Below are 16,006 nucleotides of genomic sequence, written 5' to 3' on the forward strand. Positions count from 1 at the left end.
TCGGTACTTCGCTCAATTGGGGCGGTTCGCCGATTTCGGCGCGAAACGGGACAAGATCTGGATCAGCGACATGCAGCCCCAGGTTATGACGAACGCGATGATCGACAGCGCCGCCGGCTCATAGGCGCGGTTGGCCACAAGATTCTGCAAATACGGGCCGAATGCCGGCCGGTTGAGCAGGCTGGCCATGGTGAATTCGCCGATCACGATGGCGAAGGTCAGGAATGCGCCCGAAAGCACCGCGATCAGCACATTGGGCAGGATCACGCGGCTGATGATCGTGCCCCAGCCGGCACCCAGGATCTGCGCCGCTTCCGTCAACGTGCGCACGTCGATAGTGCGAAGCCCGGTGTCGACGGCGCGGTACATGTATGGCAGTGCAAGCGTTGCATAGCCGATGACCAGCAGAGCATTCGCGCCTGGATTGGTTGCCAGGAACGGCAGCGGCGAATTCGACCCATACATCCTGATATAGCCGAAGACGATGACGATGGCCGGGATCACCAGCGGCAGCAGCGTGATGAACTCGACGATCGGCCTGATCTGCGGCATGCGAAGGCGGATCCAGTAGGCCGTAGGCACGACGATCAGCACGCCGAGGAGAATGGTGAAGATGGCGACGACCACCGAAAACATGAAGGTCGCCTGGAACTGGCTGTCGCCGAGCACGATCTTGTAGGCGTCCAGGGAATAGACGCCGCGGCGCATGCGCAGCGAGAACTCGATCGTCGCGATCAGCGGGATGAAGAAATACGCCGCGCCGAGGACAAAGACGACCCAGGCCCAGAACCTGCCGGATTTCATTTCAGCCACCTCTCCGAGCGCGTCCGGAACCAGATGTAGAAGATGTTGGCAAGCCCGGTGATGACGATCATGCCGAAGGCGATCGCGTAACCGAGATGGGCATTGTGCAGCACGTCGCCGCGGATCTGGGCGTAGAGCAGGATCGGCACGATGTTGAGCGAGGACCCGGTCAGCGCATAGGCGGTGGCGATCGCCCCGAAGGCATTGGCGAAGAGCAGGATCACGGTGCCGAGGAAGCTTGGCCACAGCACGGGGATTACCACCAAGCGCCAGTATTGCGCCTGGGTGGCGCCGAGCGTGGCGGCGGCTTCGCCCCATTCCCTTTTTAGTCCGTCGATCGCCGGCACGATGATGACCACCATCAGCGGGATCTGGAAATAGACATAGGTGATCGTCAGACCCCAGAACGACAGCAGGTTGAAGCCATGCGCATAGATGTTGAAGCCGACCAGCGTGTTGAGAAGCACGGTGACGAGGCCCAGCCGGCCTAGGGTCGCGATGAAGGCGAAAGCCAGCGGCACTCCGGCGAAATTGGACGCGACACCGGAAAACGTCAGCGTCCCCGACCGTATCCAGTTGGGCAGGCCTCCGCGCACGATGGCGATGGCGATGGCAAGACCGGCGAAGGCGCCGATCAGCGATGACGCCAGGCTGACCTTTATCGAAATCCAGTAGGCGGCAACGATGTTGGCCGAAAAAAGCGCGACGATGTTGGCGAAGGTGAACTCGCCCGCCTCGTTCTGGAAGGCGCCCAGCATCAAGTAGAGCGTGGGCAGGATCAGGAACATGACGGCGAAGACGAAGAACGGCGTTACGCCAAGCCATTGCGTCGGCAGCCGCATTGCGCGCGCTTCGCCGGGGGGCGCGGCCTTGCCCGCAATTGCCTGATTGGAAACCGAGAGATCGGTCATGCGCCGGCTACCGTTTTTGGGAAGGAGTCCGGGCGGCCATCGGGCCGCCCGGACCGTATTGATGCTTACTTCACATTGGCGCCGACAACGGCGTCCCAGTTCTTGGTGATGGCTTCTTTCGCCTTGCCCTGTTCATCGAGCGTCGGAAACACCGCGGCCGCATAGGACTCGGCCGGAGGCATCTTCGCCAGCATATCCGCCGGAACCTTGCCGTTCTTGGCGAGATCGTTGAAGCGGATCGGGTGGCAATAGCCCTTCAGCCAGCCGATCTGGCCTTCGTCGGAGTAGAGATATTCCAGCCAAAGCTTGGCCGCATTCGGATGCGGCGCGTAAGCGCTGATCGCCTGCACGTAAACGCCGGCGACAACGCCGGTCTTCGGCACAATGACGTCAACGGGGGGATTGCCCTTCAGCGTGTCGCGACCGGAGAGCGCGTTGTAGTCCCAGGTGACGAGGATCGGCGTCTGGCCCTGGGCGAGCGTCGCGGTTTTGCCGATGACCGGCACGAAGTTGCCGGCGGCATTGAGCTTCTTGAAAAACTCGAGCCCGGCAGTGCCTGCGGCTTCGCCAGCGGCAGCACCGCTGGCAAGGCCGGCGGCGTAGACGGCCTGGATAGCCTGGTTCGAAGCGCGCGGATCGCCGGCAAGGGCAACCGAGTTGGCGAATTCAGGCTTCAGCAGGTCGGCCCAGTCGGTCGGCGATTCTTTGACCAGATCCTTGTTCACCTGGAACGAGAGCACGCCATAATAGTCGGCTGTCCAGTAGCCGTCAGCGTCCTTGGCGCTGTCCGGAATGGAATCCCAGGTCGAGACTTTATAAGGCTGGATCAGGCCGTCCTTCTTGGCGGACGGACCGAAGGACAGGCCGACGTCGATGACGTCAGGTGCCTGCGGGCCCTTGTTGTCCTTGTTCGCTTTGATCGCCTCGATCTCATCGCCGGAGCCTGCATCCGGGTTGAGCTCGTTGACGGTGATCTCCGGATACTTCGCCTTGAAGCCGGCGATGACGTCGCCATAGCCGCACCAGTCGTGCGGCAGCGCGATGGTGGTGAGCTGGCCCTCGGCTTTCGCCGCCTTGACGAGATCGTCCATCGCGTCGGCGGACGAAATCACCGTCGACGCAAACAGCGCCGCGGCCGAAAGGGAAAGCACTTTCCCCGTGAATTTGAACATGTGTTCTCTCCGTTGAACTGACGCCATTGGACGCCTGCGATGCGGTATCGTTTTCGTGTGACAGCCAGATGAAAGCTTTGTGAAAGCGGCACCCCGCAACACGAAAAAGTAAACTCTCTTTAACCGGCTGTAGCAATCGCTTCGCGATTCTTTTTCCGGCTAATTATTCTCCTCCTTGCATTCCGCCCGTTGCCCTTTCCTTTCCCCTCGTTTCCAGATCAACTTTCCGCTGCAAATTGGTTTACACAGACCCTACGATGGCATTTTCGAGCAGAGCAAGCGCCCCTTTCTTGGTGAGCTTGACCGGATTGCCGCCGGCGGTCGGATCGACCACCGCCATGTCGGCGATCAGTGTCTTGCGGTTCTTGTCCATGTCGAGGTCCTTGATCAGGCCGGGCAGCGCATGCGGCACCTTGAGCTCCTTGCGCAATTTGATGACGGCTTTTGCGAAGCCATCGAAGCCGCCCTTGATGCCGCAATAGGCGGCGAGCCGCGCGATGCGATCCTCGATCGCATCGCGGTTGAAGGCGAGGACATAGGGCATGAACACCGCATTGGTCATGCCGTGATGAGTGTCGTAGAGCGCGCCGATCGGATGCGACAGAGAGTGGATGGCGCCCAGCCCTTTCTGGAAGGCGGCCGCGCCCATCGCGGCCGCGCTCATCATATTCGCGCGGGCGACCAGATCCTTGCCGTTGGCGAAGGCCTTGGGCAGGTTTTCGAACACCAGCCGGATGCCTTCCACGGCGATGCCGTCTGCCATCGGATGATAGCCCGGCGCGCAATAGGCTTCGAGGCAGTGGGCGAGCGCGTCCATGCCGGTGCCGGCCGTGATGAAGGGCGGCATGCCGACCGACAGCTCCGGATCGGCAATCACGATCGCCGGCAAAAGCTTCGGGTGGAAAATGACTTTCTTGGTGTGGGTCTCTTCATTGGTGATGACGCCGGCGCGGCCGACCTCGGAACCGGTGCCCGCCGTGGTCGGCACCGCGATGATCGGCGCGATCGCATCCGAGTTGGCGCGCGTCCACCAGTCGCCGATGTCCTCGAAATCCCATACCGGACGCGTCTGCCCGGCTTGGAAGGCGATCAGCTTGCCGAGGTCGAGCGCCGAGCCGCCGCCGAAAGCGACGACCCCGTCATGCTTGCCTTTTTTGAACACGGCGATGCCGGCGATCAGGTTGGACTCGACCGGGTTCGGCTTCACCTCGGAAAAGACGCCATAAGGCACATTGGCATCGTCGAGGATCTTCAGTGTCGAAGCGACGACGGGCAGCTTCGCCAGGCCCGGGTCGGTCACGAAAAGCGGGCGCTTGATGCCTGCCGCAGCCAGCGCGTCCGGCAGTTCCTTGATGCGCCCCGCGCCGAAGCGGACGGTGGTGGGGTAGTTCCATTTGGAGGTGAGCTTGGACATGGATTGTCTTTCGAATTCAGATCGCTTCGCGCAGGTGATAGGATTTCGGCCGGGTCAGGTTGTCGTAGCCGATGGCGGACAGCGCCGCGCCCTTGCCGGTGTCCTTGACGCCGGTCCAGACCAGCGCCGGATCGAGATAGTCGCAGCGGTTCATGAACACGGTGCCTGTCTGGACCCGGTCGCCGATCGCCACGGCGCGCTCGGTGTCGCGCGTCCAGATCGAGGCCGTCAGCCCATAGGGGCTGTCGTTCATCAGCGCGATGGCTTCCTCGTCGTCGCGCACCTTCATGATGCCGACGATCGGGCCGAAGCTTTCCTCGCGCATGACGCTCATCTGGTGGTCGACACCGGTCAGCACTTCCGGCGCCAGATAGGGCGAGCCCGGCCTGTCGTTTTCCACCTTCATGGCGATATGCGCCTTGGCGCCCTTGCGCAGCGCCTCTGCCTTCTGCTCGCGGATCAGGTCGGCGAAGCGTGCCTGCGCCATCGGACCCATGGTCGTCGCCTGATCCAGCGGATTGCCGACGACATAGTTCCTGGTCTCGGCGACAAAACCTTCGACGAACTCGTCATAGACCTTTTCGTGCACATAGACGCGCTCGATGCCGCAGCAGCATTGGCCGGAATTGTAGAAGGCGCCGTCGACCAAATTGGCGACCGCATGGTCCATTTTGGCGTCGGGAAGGACATAGGCCGGATCCTTGCCGCCGAGCTCGAGGCCGAGCGTCATGAAGGTGCCGGCCGCGGCCTTCTCGATGGCGCGGCCGCCGGCAACCGAGCCGGTGAAGTTGACATGATCGATCTTGCCCGAGCCGAGCAGCCTTTCGGTCTGGTCGTGGTTCATGACCAGATTCTGGAACAGGCCTTTCGGCAGGCCCGCCTTGTCGAACGCCTGCTGGAAGCGCTCGCCGACCAGCAGCGTCTGCGCCGCATGCTTGAGGATGACCGCGCTTCCGGCCATCAGCGCCGGCACGATCGTGTTGACCGCGGTGAGATAAGGATAGTTCCACGGCGCGATCACCAGCACGACGCCAAGCGGCACCTTCTTGACATAGCGGCGAAAGCCGTCCTTCGGATTGGAGGCCATGATCGGCTTCAGCGCAGCTTCCGCGATCTCGACCATGTAGCTGGTGCGTTCCTTGACGCCGCCGAACTCGCCGCCATAGCGCACCGGCCGCCCCATCTGCCAGGCGATCTCGGGCACGATCTCGTCGCTGATGCCGACCAGCGCTTCCAGCATGGCCAGCATGTACTTGCCGCGCTCCGCGACCGGTGTCTCGGCCCACTTCTCCTGCGCCGCCCTGGCGCGCTCTACCGCCGCGTTGATCGCCTGATCCGTCGCGACCGGCCGCTCGGCATAGATCGAGCCATCGATGGGTGATTTAAGTTTTACGGTATCCAAGAAGACGTCTCCAAATTGACTCTTTCAGCAGCCGATGGCTCTGACATGACCATGCGCGGCATAGGCCAAAATGGCCTTGTCACGGGTTACGATAGTCAAATCGCGCTCCCGCGCGGTCGCTATCAGAATTCGATCCATTGGATCGCTGTGAACGACACCTGGGAGGTAGGAGGCCGCGATGAGAATACGTGGCGTCACCCCTTCCACTGTGACGGCCGCCGCCTCAACGAACTCGTCGAACCAACGGTCGGGCGTCTTCGTGGACGGCAACCTGCCCTTCGACACCAGCATGCCCATCTCCCATGCCGTCATGACCGATACGTTCAGCGTGCCGGACTGAGGAGCCTTGCTGATAGCCGTTGTCGCCGCATCGGCTATCGGTTCGTCCTGCGAAATCCAGATGACCGCGCAAGTGTCCAACAGAAGGTTCTCAGTCTTCATAGACCTTGCCCCAATCCTGCTCGACAGGCTCCGTCAGATCGACCTCTGGGAGGATAGTAAGCGTTCCCTTCATGCAGCCGAAGATCGGGTGCCGTGTCGGTGTCCCGCCGATCTCGGCCTGAGCCGATTCGCCGAACCCCTTTGCAGTGCCGGAACCTGGCTGAACGCGCCGAAAGACCAGATTTTCGCCCGCTATATTGACGGACTCAGTCTGGAACCCCGCGGCCAGCCACTCCTTTGTCATTGGATTGTTGCTGGGGTTATTGCTCCACCAAGCCGGATACTGCTTGGACGCCGGTAGCTTTTCGCCAAGCAGCTTCTCGATGTCGCTGAACGACATCGGAACCCGCTCGCCGGTTTGAGCCATAAGATACGAACGCAAAGGCGAATACTTTCCCATTCTCACGTTCCCGAACTCAACCAGCCAAGACTGCAGCTTTAGTTAGGTTCAGTCAACGTCGATTACAGCTTTAGTAGCGTTCAAACCCCCGGTGCAGTTCCCAATCCGTGATACGGCGGTCGTATTCGAACTGCTCCCAGCGGGCGGTGTGGACATAGTGCTCGATCACCTCCTCGCCGAAGGCCTGCTTCAGCATCGTGGAGCCTTCCAGCGTCTCGGTGGCATCGCGCAGCGTCTTCGGGATTTCCGGCAGTTGCGACGCCTGATAGGCGTCGCCGACAAACGGCTTCTGCAGCTCCAGCTTCTCGTCGATGCCGGCGAGACCGGCCGCGATCAGCGCGGCGAAGGCGAGATAGGGGTTGAGATCGGCGCCGCCGATGCGGCATTCCATGCGGATGCCCTTGGTACCCTCGCCGCACAGCCGGAATCCCGCCGTGCGGTTGTCCTCGCTCCACATGATCTTGGTCGGCGCGAAGGTGCCGGCCTGGAAGCGCTTGTAGGAGTTGATGTACGGCGCCAGGAACCAGGTGAACTCCTTGGCGTATTTGAGCTGGCCGGCCGCCCATTGCTGGCCGAGGCTCGACAGCGTCCATTCGGCGTTTTTGTCGAAGAACAGCGGCGTCCCGCCGTCGGCGCTCCACAGCGAATTGTGGATGTGGCTGGAATTGCCGGCGAGCCCGTAATTGTACTTGGCCATGAAGGAGATGGCCTTGCCTTCGGAATCGGCGATCTCCTTGGCGCCGTTCTTCAGGATGACGTGGCGATCCGCCATCTCGAGCGCCTCGGCATAGCGCACATTGATCTCTTCCTGGCCCGGACCCCACTCGCCCTTGGAATTTTCGATCGGGATACCGGCTGCCTCCATCTCGTTGCGGAGCCGGCGCATGACGCCTTCTTCCTTGGTGGTGATGCCGATCTGGTAGTCGCCGATATAGGGCGAAGCGCTGTCGAGCCCTTGCCAGTGCTTCCTGCGCGCCGATTCATAGGTTTCGCTGAACAGGTAGAATTCGAGCTCGGAGGCGAAGTAGCCGATATAGCCGCGCTCGCTCAGGCGCTTGACCTGCTTCTTCAGGATCGCGCGCGGCGAATGCGCGAGGTCCTCATGGTCGTGATGATCGAGCACGTCGCAGATGACCAGCGCCGTCTTCTCCAGCCATGGGACGCGCCGCAACGTCGACAGGTCGGGTTTCATGACAAAGTCGCCATAACCCTTCGACCAGCTCGCCGCCTTGTAGCCCGGCACCGGCTCCATATCGATGTCGCAGGCCAGCAGATAGTTGCAGCCATGCGTCTCGCCATGCGCGGAATCGACGAAATACTGGGCCAGGAAGCGCTTCCCCGCGAGCCGGCCCTGCATGTCGACGATGCAGGCCAGCACCGTGTCGACCTCGCCGTTCGAGACCGCTTTCTTCAACTGATCGAACGAGAAATTCCCGGCCATTCCTTTGGCACTCCAACACTTGTCGATTGAAAGGGAGAAACGAAGCCCTGGCCGGCGTGACGCCGGCCAGGGCCATGATGTCCGATGTCAGTGGCCGGTCTCGCCGACCGCCTGCTCTGCCGCCTTGATCGCCGCCTGGCGCGCCGCGATGATGTCGCCGAGCGGCGGCCCCTGGAAGCGGTTGCGCTCGAAGGCGAACCAGACGACCGCCGTCAGGATGAAGAAGCCGACGGTGATGTAGAGCGCCCAGTCGTTCGGCGGCTGGATGCCGATGACGAAGATCAGGATCATCGACACGATCGAGAGCAGACCGAACAGCATGAAGATGCCGCGGCCCATGTTCCACGGCCCCATCTTGTCCCACTTCGGCGTCCCCCAGGCCATCATGCCGAGCACGATCGGCACGGTGAAGGAGAGGAACAGGAAGATGACGGTGCAGGACACCACGATCGTGTAGGCCGAGGTGCCGGCGACCGAGACCACCGACGAGCCCCACACGAACAGCACCGACAGGATCGAGGCTGTCCAGATCGCCGCCACGGGCGTGCGATAGGTCGGGCTGACCTTGGAAAGCGCTGCCGAGCCCGGCAGGCCGCCGTCACGGGAGAAGGCGAAGATCATGCGCGAGGCCGAAGTGACGGTGGCAAGGCCGCACAGCAGCTGTGCCAGGAACACGACGAGATAGACGAACTCCTTCAGTCCGGTTCCGACGCGCTGGTCGAAGGCCCAGAAGAATACGTTCCAGCCCTGCTTGGCGGCCTCGTCCATGTTCGGGATCATCAGCACGAAGGCAGCCAGGAACAGGTAGCCGAACAGCGCCGACCAGATGACCGACATGACCATCGCGCGCGGCACGGAAGAAGCCGCCTTGATGGTTTCCTCCGACGTGTGCGCCGAGGCGTCATAGCCGGTGATCGTATAGATCGGCAGCAGGAGGCCAAGCGCGAAGACCCAGGCGTTCGAGACCTGCGGCCACACGCCGCCTCCGGCATCGCCTGAGTAGTTGTGGAAGGTGAAGAGGCGGCTGAAGTCCCAGGTCTCGGCCGAGAGCAGGCAGACCACCGCGATCAGGATCGAGCCGAAGAAGATCAGATAGCCCGAAAAGTCGGTGAGCTTTGCCGTCAACTTGATGCCCAGATGGTTGATCAGCGCCTGCGCGCCGGTGATGATGACCAGGAAGATCGTCTGGGTGGTCAGGTTGTTTTCAATGCCCAGCGTCGGCCCGAAAGCGCCGACGAAGAAAGTCCAGGTGCCGACATTGATGGCGCCGAGCACGGTGATCAGGCCAAGCAGGTTGAGCCAGGCGGTAACCCAGCCGGTGCCGCGATTGCCGAGGATCGAGCCCCAGTGATAGAGGCCGCCGGCCGTCGGATAGGCCGAGCTGATCTGCGACATGGCGACCGCGAAGGTGAGCGACACGAAACAGCCCACCAGCCAGCCGATGCCGATGCCGATGCCGCCGGCGCCGGAGGTCGCCTGCGCCAGCGAGTTGATGCCGCCGGACAGGATGCAGATGATGGAGAAGGAAACCGCGAAATTCGAGAAGCGGCTGAGGCGCCGCTCCAGTTCCTGGGCATAGCCCATGCTGTGGAGGACTTGTATGTCCTCAGCCTTGTCGACTTCGGTGTAGTCATTTGCTGCCATGTTGGAAGTCCCCTGTGGTTTCTTAGCTGGCCGACTGTACTGACTTTCCCATTGCGCGTTGTCGGGAGCCCCTGGCCTCCTCGGGCTCCAGATTCGAGAATATGCCTGTGAGCAGATCCGCCCATTTCCGCTGCCCGGTCTCGCCGGAGATCTCGTCGTTGCGGATTTCGATCATCGCGCAGGCAAGGCCGCGCGAGCGCGCGTGCCGTTCCAGCGTGAAATAGACGCGGTCGGCCGGCGAATAGGGTTCGTTGACGCCAACGGTGACGCCGGACAGCCGCTTGAGCGCCGATATCAGCGGCGCTGCCAGCCGGCGATCGTCGTCATGGATGATGCCGATATGCCAGGGACGGCTCCTGCCCTTATAAACCGGCGTGAAGGAGTGCACCGACACCAGGCGCGTTTCCTGCCCGAGCGCCAGCCGCTGCTCGATGATCTCAGCGATCGAGTCGTGGAACGGACGCCACGCGAGATCGATCCGCTCCGCGCGCTGCTTGCCAGAGAGATTCGAATTGCCCGGAATGGCCGTCGCCTCGCTGACCGGCGGCACGAGGTCCGGCGCGTCGAGCGGGCGGTTGCAGTCGATCACCAGGCGCGAGATGCGGGTTTCGACCAGCGTGGCGTCGAGCGCGTCGGCCATCCGGCTGGCGACCGGCAGCGCGCCCGGATCCCAGGCGATATGCCGGGAGAGATCCTCGGCGGGCAGCCCGAGCGTTCCGAATTCGGCGGGCAGGAAGTTCGAGGCGTGATCGCAGGTGAGGACGAAGGGGCTCGAGCCGCCGGGGTTGGTCACCCTCACGGTCTCCGACGGTGCAAGGCTGGCGCGCCGTGCTTTGTCCATACTGCCGTCCCCTCGGGAGCGCTGTATCTTATGTTACGTAATTTGCCTCATTGCGCCCCTGCGAATGATTTCATACAGTTTACGCGGCTTTGTCAAACGCGGAATTCCGAAAACGGCGGCGACCGGGTCAAAGGGTGGGGAAAACGATGATCTCCAGTATTGCCGAACTGATTTCGGACCGCATCGGCACCATGCCGGCAGGCGAGCGCCGCGCCGCGCAGACGCTGATTGCCAACTATCCGCTGACCGGGCTGAAGACCGTGGCCGAGTTCTCGACCGCGGCGGGAGTCTCCTCACCGACGATTCTGCGTTTCGTCGCCAGGTTGGGTTTCCAGAACTATCCCGAATTCCAGTCGGCGCTGCAGGATGAACTGGCCGCGCAATTGCAGTCGCCGGCCTCTCGCACGCTCAACTCGGCGTCGCCCGCCAATGGCGGCGCCGTTTCGCCGATGCTGGAGGCGACGCTCGACAACATGCGCGAGACGTTCCGGCACCTTACCGACAAGCAGTTGGCCGACATTGCCGCACGGCTTGCCGAGCGCCGCGGCAAGACCTTTCTGATCGGCGGCCGCTTCACCGATCCGCTCGCGCGCTACATGGCAGCCCATCTCGCCATCATCCAGCCAGACGTCTACCACCTCGCCGGCCAGGAGAGCATCTGGCGCGACCGGCTGATTGACATGGGCAAGCGCGACGTCCTGGTTATCTTCGACATCAGGCGCTACCAGGAAAGTCTGCTCCGCTTTGCCGAGAAGGCGCACCAGCGCGGCGTCCAGATCGTGCTCTTCACCGATCAGTGGCTCTCGCCGATCGCCCGCTTCGCCCGCCATGTGATCGCCGGGCGTACCGCCGTGCCTTCGGCCTGGGATTCGTCCGCCGCCCTCTTTGTCGTCGCCGAAACGCTGATCGGCGCGGTCACGAGGCAGCTCGAAGCCGCCGGCGCCAAGCGCATCCGCGACCTGGAGAGCCTGCGCTAGGCAGTTCCGTCCGTTCGGTTTTCCTTTAACCGAATGGCGGCCGGCGTCCCCCAAATTGCGGCAAAAGGTGGGACCGAAGCGATGATCCCGCTTCACGTTACCGAGATTTAATGTGCACGTTTGCGTGATAATTGCCATAAAACGCTGATATTATGATGTGGCGTGGCCGGTATCGCTCTCACGCCGTATCGTCGCTCAGCCTGCTTCCACTTGGAACCGGCGGACGATTCTGCCGCTGGAGTGTCAATGTCGAGCTGGAAACAGATTGTTCTTGCGCTGGTGATCGTGGTTGCCGCTGCGGCCGCCTGGGCGCGCTTCTATCCCGGCGCGCCTGAGGTATTGGCACGCTGGGGTATGGACTGGGCGATTGCGGCGACGCCCCCCGCCACGGGAAGCATCGAGACCGGTTCTGCCCGGTCCGGTCGCAATCGCGCCGGCCAGATCGTGACCATTGTCGCCTCCCCTGCCGGCACCGCCACCATCAACGACAGGCTTCAGGCGATCGGGACCGGCCGCGCCAATGCGACAGTCACTGTCAATCCATACTCTTCCGGCCGCCTCACCGAACTGCCGGTGCAGTCCGGCACCCATGTCGAAAAAGGCGATGTCATCGCCAGGCTCGATTCGGAGACGGAAGTGATTGCGCGCGACCGTGCCAAGGTCGCGCTCGACGACGCCCAGGCGAAGCTCGACCGGGTCAAGTCGCTGCGAGCCTCCAATGCCGCCACGCAAGTTGCCGTCGCGGATGCCGAGGTGGCGCTCGCCAATGCCAAGCTGGCGCTGCGCGATGCCGAGCTCGCGCTCGAGCGCCGCTCGGTCGTCGCGCCTATCGAAGGCACTGTCGGTATCCTGCCGATCGCCGCCGGCAACTATGTCACCAGCCAGTCGGCGATCGCCACGCTTGACGACCGCTCGAGCATATTGGTCGATTTCTGGGTGCCGGAGCGTTTTGCCGCCGCTGTAAAGGTCGGACAGCGATTGTCGGCCACGCCGCTGGCCAACCCCAACCAGGTCTATTCCGGCACGGTTTCGGCCATCGACAACCATATCGACGAGAACAGCCGCACGCTGCTCGTCAAGGCGACGATCGCCAACCCGGCGGATTCGCTGCGCGCCGGCATGTCGTTCCAGATCGCCATGAAATTCCCCGGCGACACCTATCCGGCCGTCAGCCCACTGGCCATCCAGTGGGGCACCGACGGCGCCTATATCTGGACCGTCGAAAACGGCAAGGCAAAGCGCGTGCCGGTGCGCATCATCCAGCGCAACACCGAGACGGTGCTGATCGATGCTCCCGTCGAGAGCGGCGATATGGTGGTGACCGAAGGCACGGAGAGTGTCAGCGAAGGCGGCGACGTCCGGATCGCCGGCGAGGACCGCGCCACCGCGGCCGAAGGCTCATGAGCGCCACCGGCGACCAGACCGCGGGATCGGGCCTGACCGCGCTCTTTATCCGCAGGCCGGTCATGGCCTTCGTGCTCAATACGCTGATCGCGGTCGCCGGCCTCGCAGCCTTCTGGGGCGTCGAAATCCGCGAACTGCCGGATGTCGACCGCCCGGTCATCACCGTCAACACCACCTTCGAGGGCGCGGCCGCCGAAACCGTCGACCGCGAGTTGACCGACCCGATCGAGGGCGCCGTCGCGCGCGTCTCGGGTGTCAAGTCGATCTCGTCGACTTCATCTTTCGGCCAGAGCCGCGTCACCATCGAGTTCAGCGACGGCGTCGATCTCAATGTAGCCGCCTCCGATGTCCGCGATTCCGTCAGCCGCATCACCAACCAACTGCCCGAGACCGCCGATGCGCCGCGCATCGTCAAGGCCGACGCCAATTCCGACCCGGTGATGCGGCTGGCGGTCACGTCCGACACCATGTCGGTGCAGGACATGACGGTGCTGGTCCAGGACCGCATCGAGGACGAGCTCGCCGCCGTTCCAGGAGTCGCCGACGTCCAGGTGTCCGGCGACCGCGACAAAATCTTCCGCATCGATGTCGACCAGAACAAGCTGGCAAGCCATGGCTTCACCGTGGCGGATTTGCGCAAGGCGCTCGCCTCCGTCGCCTTCGATTCCCCGGCCGGCTCGATCACCACCACCAACCAGGACCTCGTCGTGCGCACGACGGCCGACGTGACCACGCCGGAGGAATTCGAGAGCATCGTCATCGGCGGCGCGACGCGCATCCGCGACGTCGCCACCGTGACGCTCGGCCCCGACATCGGCCAGACCTCATTGCGCTCCGACGGCAAAACCGGCATCGGCCTCGGCATCATCCGCCAGGCGGAATCGAACACGCTCGATATATCGACCGGCGTCAGGGCTGCCGTCGAGAAACTCCAGGCAAATCTTCCGCAAGGCATGTCGATCAAGGTCACCAGCGACGATGCCGTCTTCGTCAACGGCGCGGTGCACGAGGTTGAGATCGCGCTCGCGCTTTCCGTCTCGATCGTGCTGATCGTCATCTACGCCTTCCTGCTCGACTGGCGCGCGACGCTGATCCCGGGCCTGTCGATGCCGGTCGCCATGATCGGCACCATCGCCGCGATCTATCTCGCCGGCTTTTCCATCAACATCCTGACGCTGCTGGCGCTGGTTCTGGCGACGGGCCTCGTCGTCGACGACGCCATCGTGGTGCTCGAAAATATCGTGCGCCGCCGCAACGAGGGCATGGGGCCGCGCGCGGCCGCCGTGCTCGGCACCCAGGAAGTCTTCTTCGCCGTCGTTGCCACGACGCTGACCCTGGTCGCCGTCTTCGTGCCGATCTCCTTCCTGCCGGGACAGACCGGCGGGCTCTTTCGCGAGTTCGGCTTCGTGCTGGCGATGTCGGTACTGCTCTCCTGCGTCGTGGCGCTGACGCTCTGCCCGATGCTCGCCTCGCGCATGCTGACCAGCGCCTCTCTTCACCACGAAGGTGGCAGCGGCGTGGGCGCTCGCATCGGCGGCGCATTGCATCGGCTCTACAAGCGCTGCCTGCATGCCTGCCTCGGCGCCCCCTGGATCGTAGTGCTCGTCGCTATGCTCTTCGCTGGCACCGCCTTCACTTTGTTCGGCACGATACGTCAGGAGCTGACGCCGACCGAAGACCGCGCCGTCGTTTTGCTGCGCATCAACGCGCCGCAAGGAGTCAGCCTCGACTATACCACCGAGCAGATGCGCAAGATCGAGCGGCTGATCCAGCCTTTGCGCGATTCCGGCGAGATCCGCAGCACCTTCGCGAATGCCGGCAACAACGGCGCCTACAACAGCGGCTTCATGGTGATGACGCTGGCGCCGTGGGACGAGCGGACGCGCAGCCAGCAGGAGATCATGGCCGAGATCAGCCGCCTGACGAAGCAGGTGCCAAGCGTCCGCGTTTTCCCGGTTCAGCCCAACAGCCTTCGCATCCGTGGCGCCGGCAGCGGCCTGCAATTCGCCCTGGTCGGCAACGACCGCAAGGCGCTAAGCGCGGCGGCGGTGCAGATCGTCGAGGAGATGCGGCAGGATCCGCGCTTCCAAGCACCGCGACTTTCCGTCGACCTTACGCAGCCGCAGCTTGCCGTTGCCATCGACCGTGAGCGCGCCTCCGACCTCGGCATCGACATCACCGGGCTTGCGGACACGCTGCAGGCAATGCTCGACGGCAACGATGTCGTCGACGTCTACATCGCCGACCGCAGCTATGGCGTGAAGCTGGTCTCGACCACCAATCCAATCAACGATCCGACCGATCTGGAAAACATTTTTCTGAAAACGTCGGACGGCCGCTTCGTGCCGATGTCGACCATCGCCACGCTGACCGAGCGCGCCGTGCCGCCGTCCCTCACTCGCGAGCAGCAGCAGCCGTCCGTGGCGATCACCGCCAATCTGGGCGGCAGCTTCGCGCTCGGCGATGCGCTGACGCGCGCCGAGGAAATCGCAACACCGCTGCTGCCGTCGGACGCGCGGATCGTGCCGCTGGCCGAGGCGGCGACGCTCGGCGAGAGCAACAGCGCCATGGCGACCATCTTCGGTTTCGCGCTGGTCATCATCCTTCTGGTGCTGGCGGCCCAGTTCGAGAGCTTCGTCAGCGCCGTCATCATCATGGCGACAGTGCCGCTCGGGCTCGCCTGCGCCATCTTCGCGCTGCTTTTGTCGGGCACCAGCCTCAATGCCTACAGCCAGATCGGCCTGGTCCTCCTGGTCGGGGTCATGGCCAAGAACGGCATCCTGATCGTCGAGTTCGCCAACCAGCTGCGCGACCGCGGGCTTGGCGTGCGCGAGGCGATCGAAGAGGCCGCCACCATTCGCCTTCGCCCGGTGATGATGACGATGATCTGCACCGTGCTCGGCGGCGTGCCGCTGGTGCTGGCTTCGGGCGCAGGCGCCGAGGCGCGCGTGGCGCTCGGTTGGGTGATCGTCGGCGGCCTTGGCCTGGCGACCGTCTCCACGCTTTTCCTGACCCCCGTCGCCTATCTCTTGCTCGGCCGCTTCGTCACGCCCAAGGCGCATGAGGAAACCCGCGTGAAGCGCGAACTCGAGCAAGCCGCCTATGCCAATGTCGAGCCGGCGGAATAGTGGACGAGCACGAGCCAGGCAGCTCAG

Annotated in this window: 13 protein-coding genes; 3 read left to right on the forward strand and 10 right to left on the reverse strand. The window is 63.3% G+C overall.

Translation table 11 applies throughout. The annotated features are described in order from the left end of the window. Positions 1-12 precede the first annotated feature (12 nt). The 10 genes from EOD29_RS05595 to EOD29_RS05640 all read right to left on the reverse strand — a co-directional run bounded on the left by EOD29_RS05595 (position 13) and on the right by EOD29_RS05640 (position 10,470). Entirely contained in the window at positions 13-804 is a 792-nt protein-coding gene (locus tag EOD29_RS05595) for an ABC transporter permease (protein ID WP_127246098.1), read from the reverse strand. Then, positions 801-1,646: an ABC transporter permease subunit gene (locus EOD29_RS05600; RefSeq protein ID WP_176477631.1), complete on the reverse strand. Its 846-nt coding sequence runs from the start codon at positions 1,644-1,646 to the stop codon at positions 801-803. Before EOD29_RS05600 ends, EOD29_RS05595 begins: the two co-directional genes overlap by 4 nt. A 134-nt stretch (positions 1,647-1,780) precedes the next feature. Then, positions 1,781-2,887 carry an ABC transporter substrate-binding protein gene (locus EOD29_RS05605; RefSeq protein WP_095800499.1) on the reverse strand — a complete coding sequence of 369 codons (1,107 nt, stop codon included), beginning with the start codon at positions 2,885-2,887 and terminating at the stop codon, positions 1,781-1,783. Between the two features lie 241 nt (positions 2,888-3,128). After that, positions 3,129-4,301, reverse strand: a complete 1,173-nt coding sequence (locus tag EOD29_RS05610) for an iron-containing alcohol dehydrogenase (RefSeq protein ID WP_095800500.1) — start codon at positions 4,299-4,301, stop codon at positions 3,129-3,131. Between the two features lie 16 nt (positions 4,302-4,317). Continuing rightward, on the reverse strand, positions 4,318-5,703 hold the full coding sequence (locus EOD29_RS05615; protein ID WP_127246099.1) for an aldehyde dehydrogenase family protein: 1,386 nt from the start codon (positions 5,701-5,703) through the stop codon (positions 4,318-4,320). A gap of 24 nt (positions 5,704-5,727) precedes the next feature. After that, positions 5,728-6,144 (reverse strand): type II toxin-antitoxin system VapC family toxin, encoded by a 417-nt coding sequence (locus EOD29_RS05620; RefSeq protein WP_127215380.1) that lies wholly within the window; start codon positions 6,142-6,144, stop codon positions 5,728-5,730. Beyond that, on the reverse strand, positions 6,134-6,544 hold the full coding sequence (locus tag EOD29_RS05625; protein WP_095823439.1) for a hypothetical protein: 411 nt from the start codon (positions 6,542-6,544) through the stop codon (positions 6,134-6,136). The genes EOD29_RS05620 and EOD29_RS05625 overlap by 11 nt, the downstream gene beginning before the upstream one ends. 70 nt (positions 6,545-6,614) lie before the next feature. Next, complete coding sequence (locus EOD29_RS05630) at positions 6,615-7,985, reverse strand: glutamine synthetase family protein (RefSeq protein WP_095778816.1); 1,371 nt, start codon at positions 7,983-7,985, stop codon at positions 6,615-6,617. Between the two features lie 87 nt (positions 7,986-8,072). Then, positions 8,073-9,629 (reverse strand): amino acid permease, encoded by a 1,557-nt coding sequence (locus EOD29_RS05635; protein ID WP_095800504.1) that lies wholly within the window; start codon positions 9,627-9,629, stop codon positions 8,073-8,075. 22 nt (positions 9,630-9,651) lie between these two features. Then, complete coding sequence (locus tag EOD29_RS05640; RefSeq protein ID WP_127246100.1) at positions 9,652-10,470, reverse strand: N-formylglutamate amidohydrolase; 819 nt, start codon at positions 10,468-10,470, stop codon at positions 9,652-9,654. Between the two features lie 146 nt (positions 10,471-10,616). Between EOD29_RS05640 and EOD29_RS05645 the strand changes: the two genes are divergently transcribed. The 3 genes from EOD29_RS05645 (at position 10,617) to EOD29_RS05655 (ending at position 15,979) form a co-directional block, all read left to right on the forward strand. Beyond that, positions 10,617-11,447: a MurR/RpiR family transcriptional regulator gene (locus EOD29_RS05645; protein WP_067002767.1), complete on the forward strand. Its 831-nt coding sequence runs from the start codon at positions 10,617-10,619 to the stop codon at positions 11,445-11,447. 246 nt (positions 11,448-11,693) lie between these two features. Next, the gene (locus EOD29_RS05650) at positions 11,694-12,851 is read left to right on the forward strand and encodes an efflux RND transporter periplasmic adaptor subunit (protein ID WP_127215382.1); all 1,158 of its coding nucleotides are present in this window, start codon (positions 11,694-11,696) and stop codon (positions 12,849-12,851) included. After that, on the forward strand, positions 12,848-15,979 hold the full coding sequence (locus EOD29_RS05655) for an efflux RND transporter permease subunit (RefSeq protein ID WP_127246101.1): 3,132 nt from the start codon (positions 12,848-12,850) through the stop codon (positions 15,977-15,979). Before EOD29_RS05650 ends, EOD29_RS05655 begins: the two co-directional genes overlap by 4 nt. Positions 15,980-16,006: the final 27 nt, after the last annotated feature.

Source organism: Mesorhizobium sp. M1A.T.Ca.IN.004.03.1.1 (genome assembly GCF_003997555.1).
Classification (GTDB): domain Bacteria; phylum Pseudomonadota; class Alphaproteobacteria; order Rhizobiales; family Rhizobiaceae; genus Mesorhizobium.

What these genes read in the sequence shown, in the direction of transcription:
- EOD29_RS05610 (WP_095800500.1), bottom strand. Translation starts at nt 4,301, where the DNA reads ATGTCCAAGCTCACCTCCAAATGGAACTACCCCACCACCGTCCGCTTC.
- EOD29_RS05630 (WP_095778816.1), bottom strand. Translation starts at nt 7,985, where the DNA reads ATGGCCGGGAATTTCTCGTTCGATCAGTTGAAGAAAGCGGTCTCGAAC.
- EOD29_RS05595 (WP_127246098.1), bottom strand. Translation starts at nt 804, where the DNA reads ATGAAATCCGGCAGGTTCTGGGCCTGGGTCGTCTTTGTCCTCGGCGCG.
- EOD29_RS05640 (WP_127246100.1), bottom strand. Translation starts at nt 10,470, where the DNA reads ATGGACAAAGCACGGCGCGCCAGCCTTGCACCGTCGGAGACCGTGAGG.
- EOD29_RS05650 (WP_127215382.1), top strand. Translation starts at nt 11,694, where the DNA reads ATGTCGAGCTGGAAACAGATTGTTCTTGCGCTGGTGATCGTGGTTGCC.
- EOD29_RS05645 (WP_067002767.1), top strand. Translation starts at nt 10,617, where the DNA reads ATGATCTCCAGTATTGCCGAACTGATTTCGGACCGCATCGGCACCATG.
- EOD29_RS05605 (WP_095800499.1), bottom strand. Translation starts at nt 2,887, where the DNA reads ATGTTCAAATTCACGGGGAAAGTGCTTTCCCTTTCGGCCGCGGCGCTG.
- EOD29_RS05620 (WP_127215380.1), bottom strand. Translation starts at nt 6,144, where the DNA reads ATGAAGACTGAGAACCTTCTGTTGGACACTTGCGCGGTCATCTGGATT.
- EOD29_RS05600 (WP_176477631.1), bottom strand. Translation starts at nt 1,646, where the DNA reads ATGCGGCTGCCGACGCAATGGCTTGGCGTAACGCCGTTCTTCGTCTTC.
- EOD29_RS05655 (WP_127246101.1), top strand. Translation starts at nt 12,848, where the DNA reads ATGAGCGCCACCGGCGACCAGACCGCGGGATCGGGCCTGACCGCGCTC.
- EOD29_RS05625 (WP_095823439.1), bottom strand. Translation starts at nt 6,544, where the DNA reads ATGGGAAAGTATTCGCCTTTGCGTTCGTATCTTATGGCTCAAACCGGC.
- EOD29_RS05635 (WP_095800504.1), bottom strand. Translation starts at nt 9,629, where the DNA reads ATGGCAGCAAATGACTACACCGAAGTCGACAAGGCTGAGGACATACAA.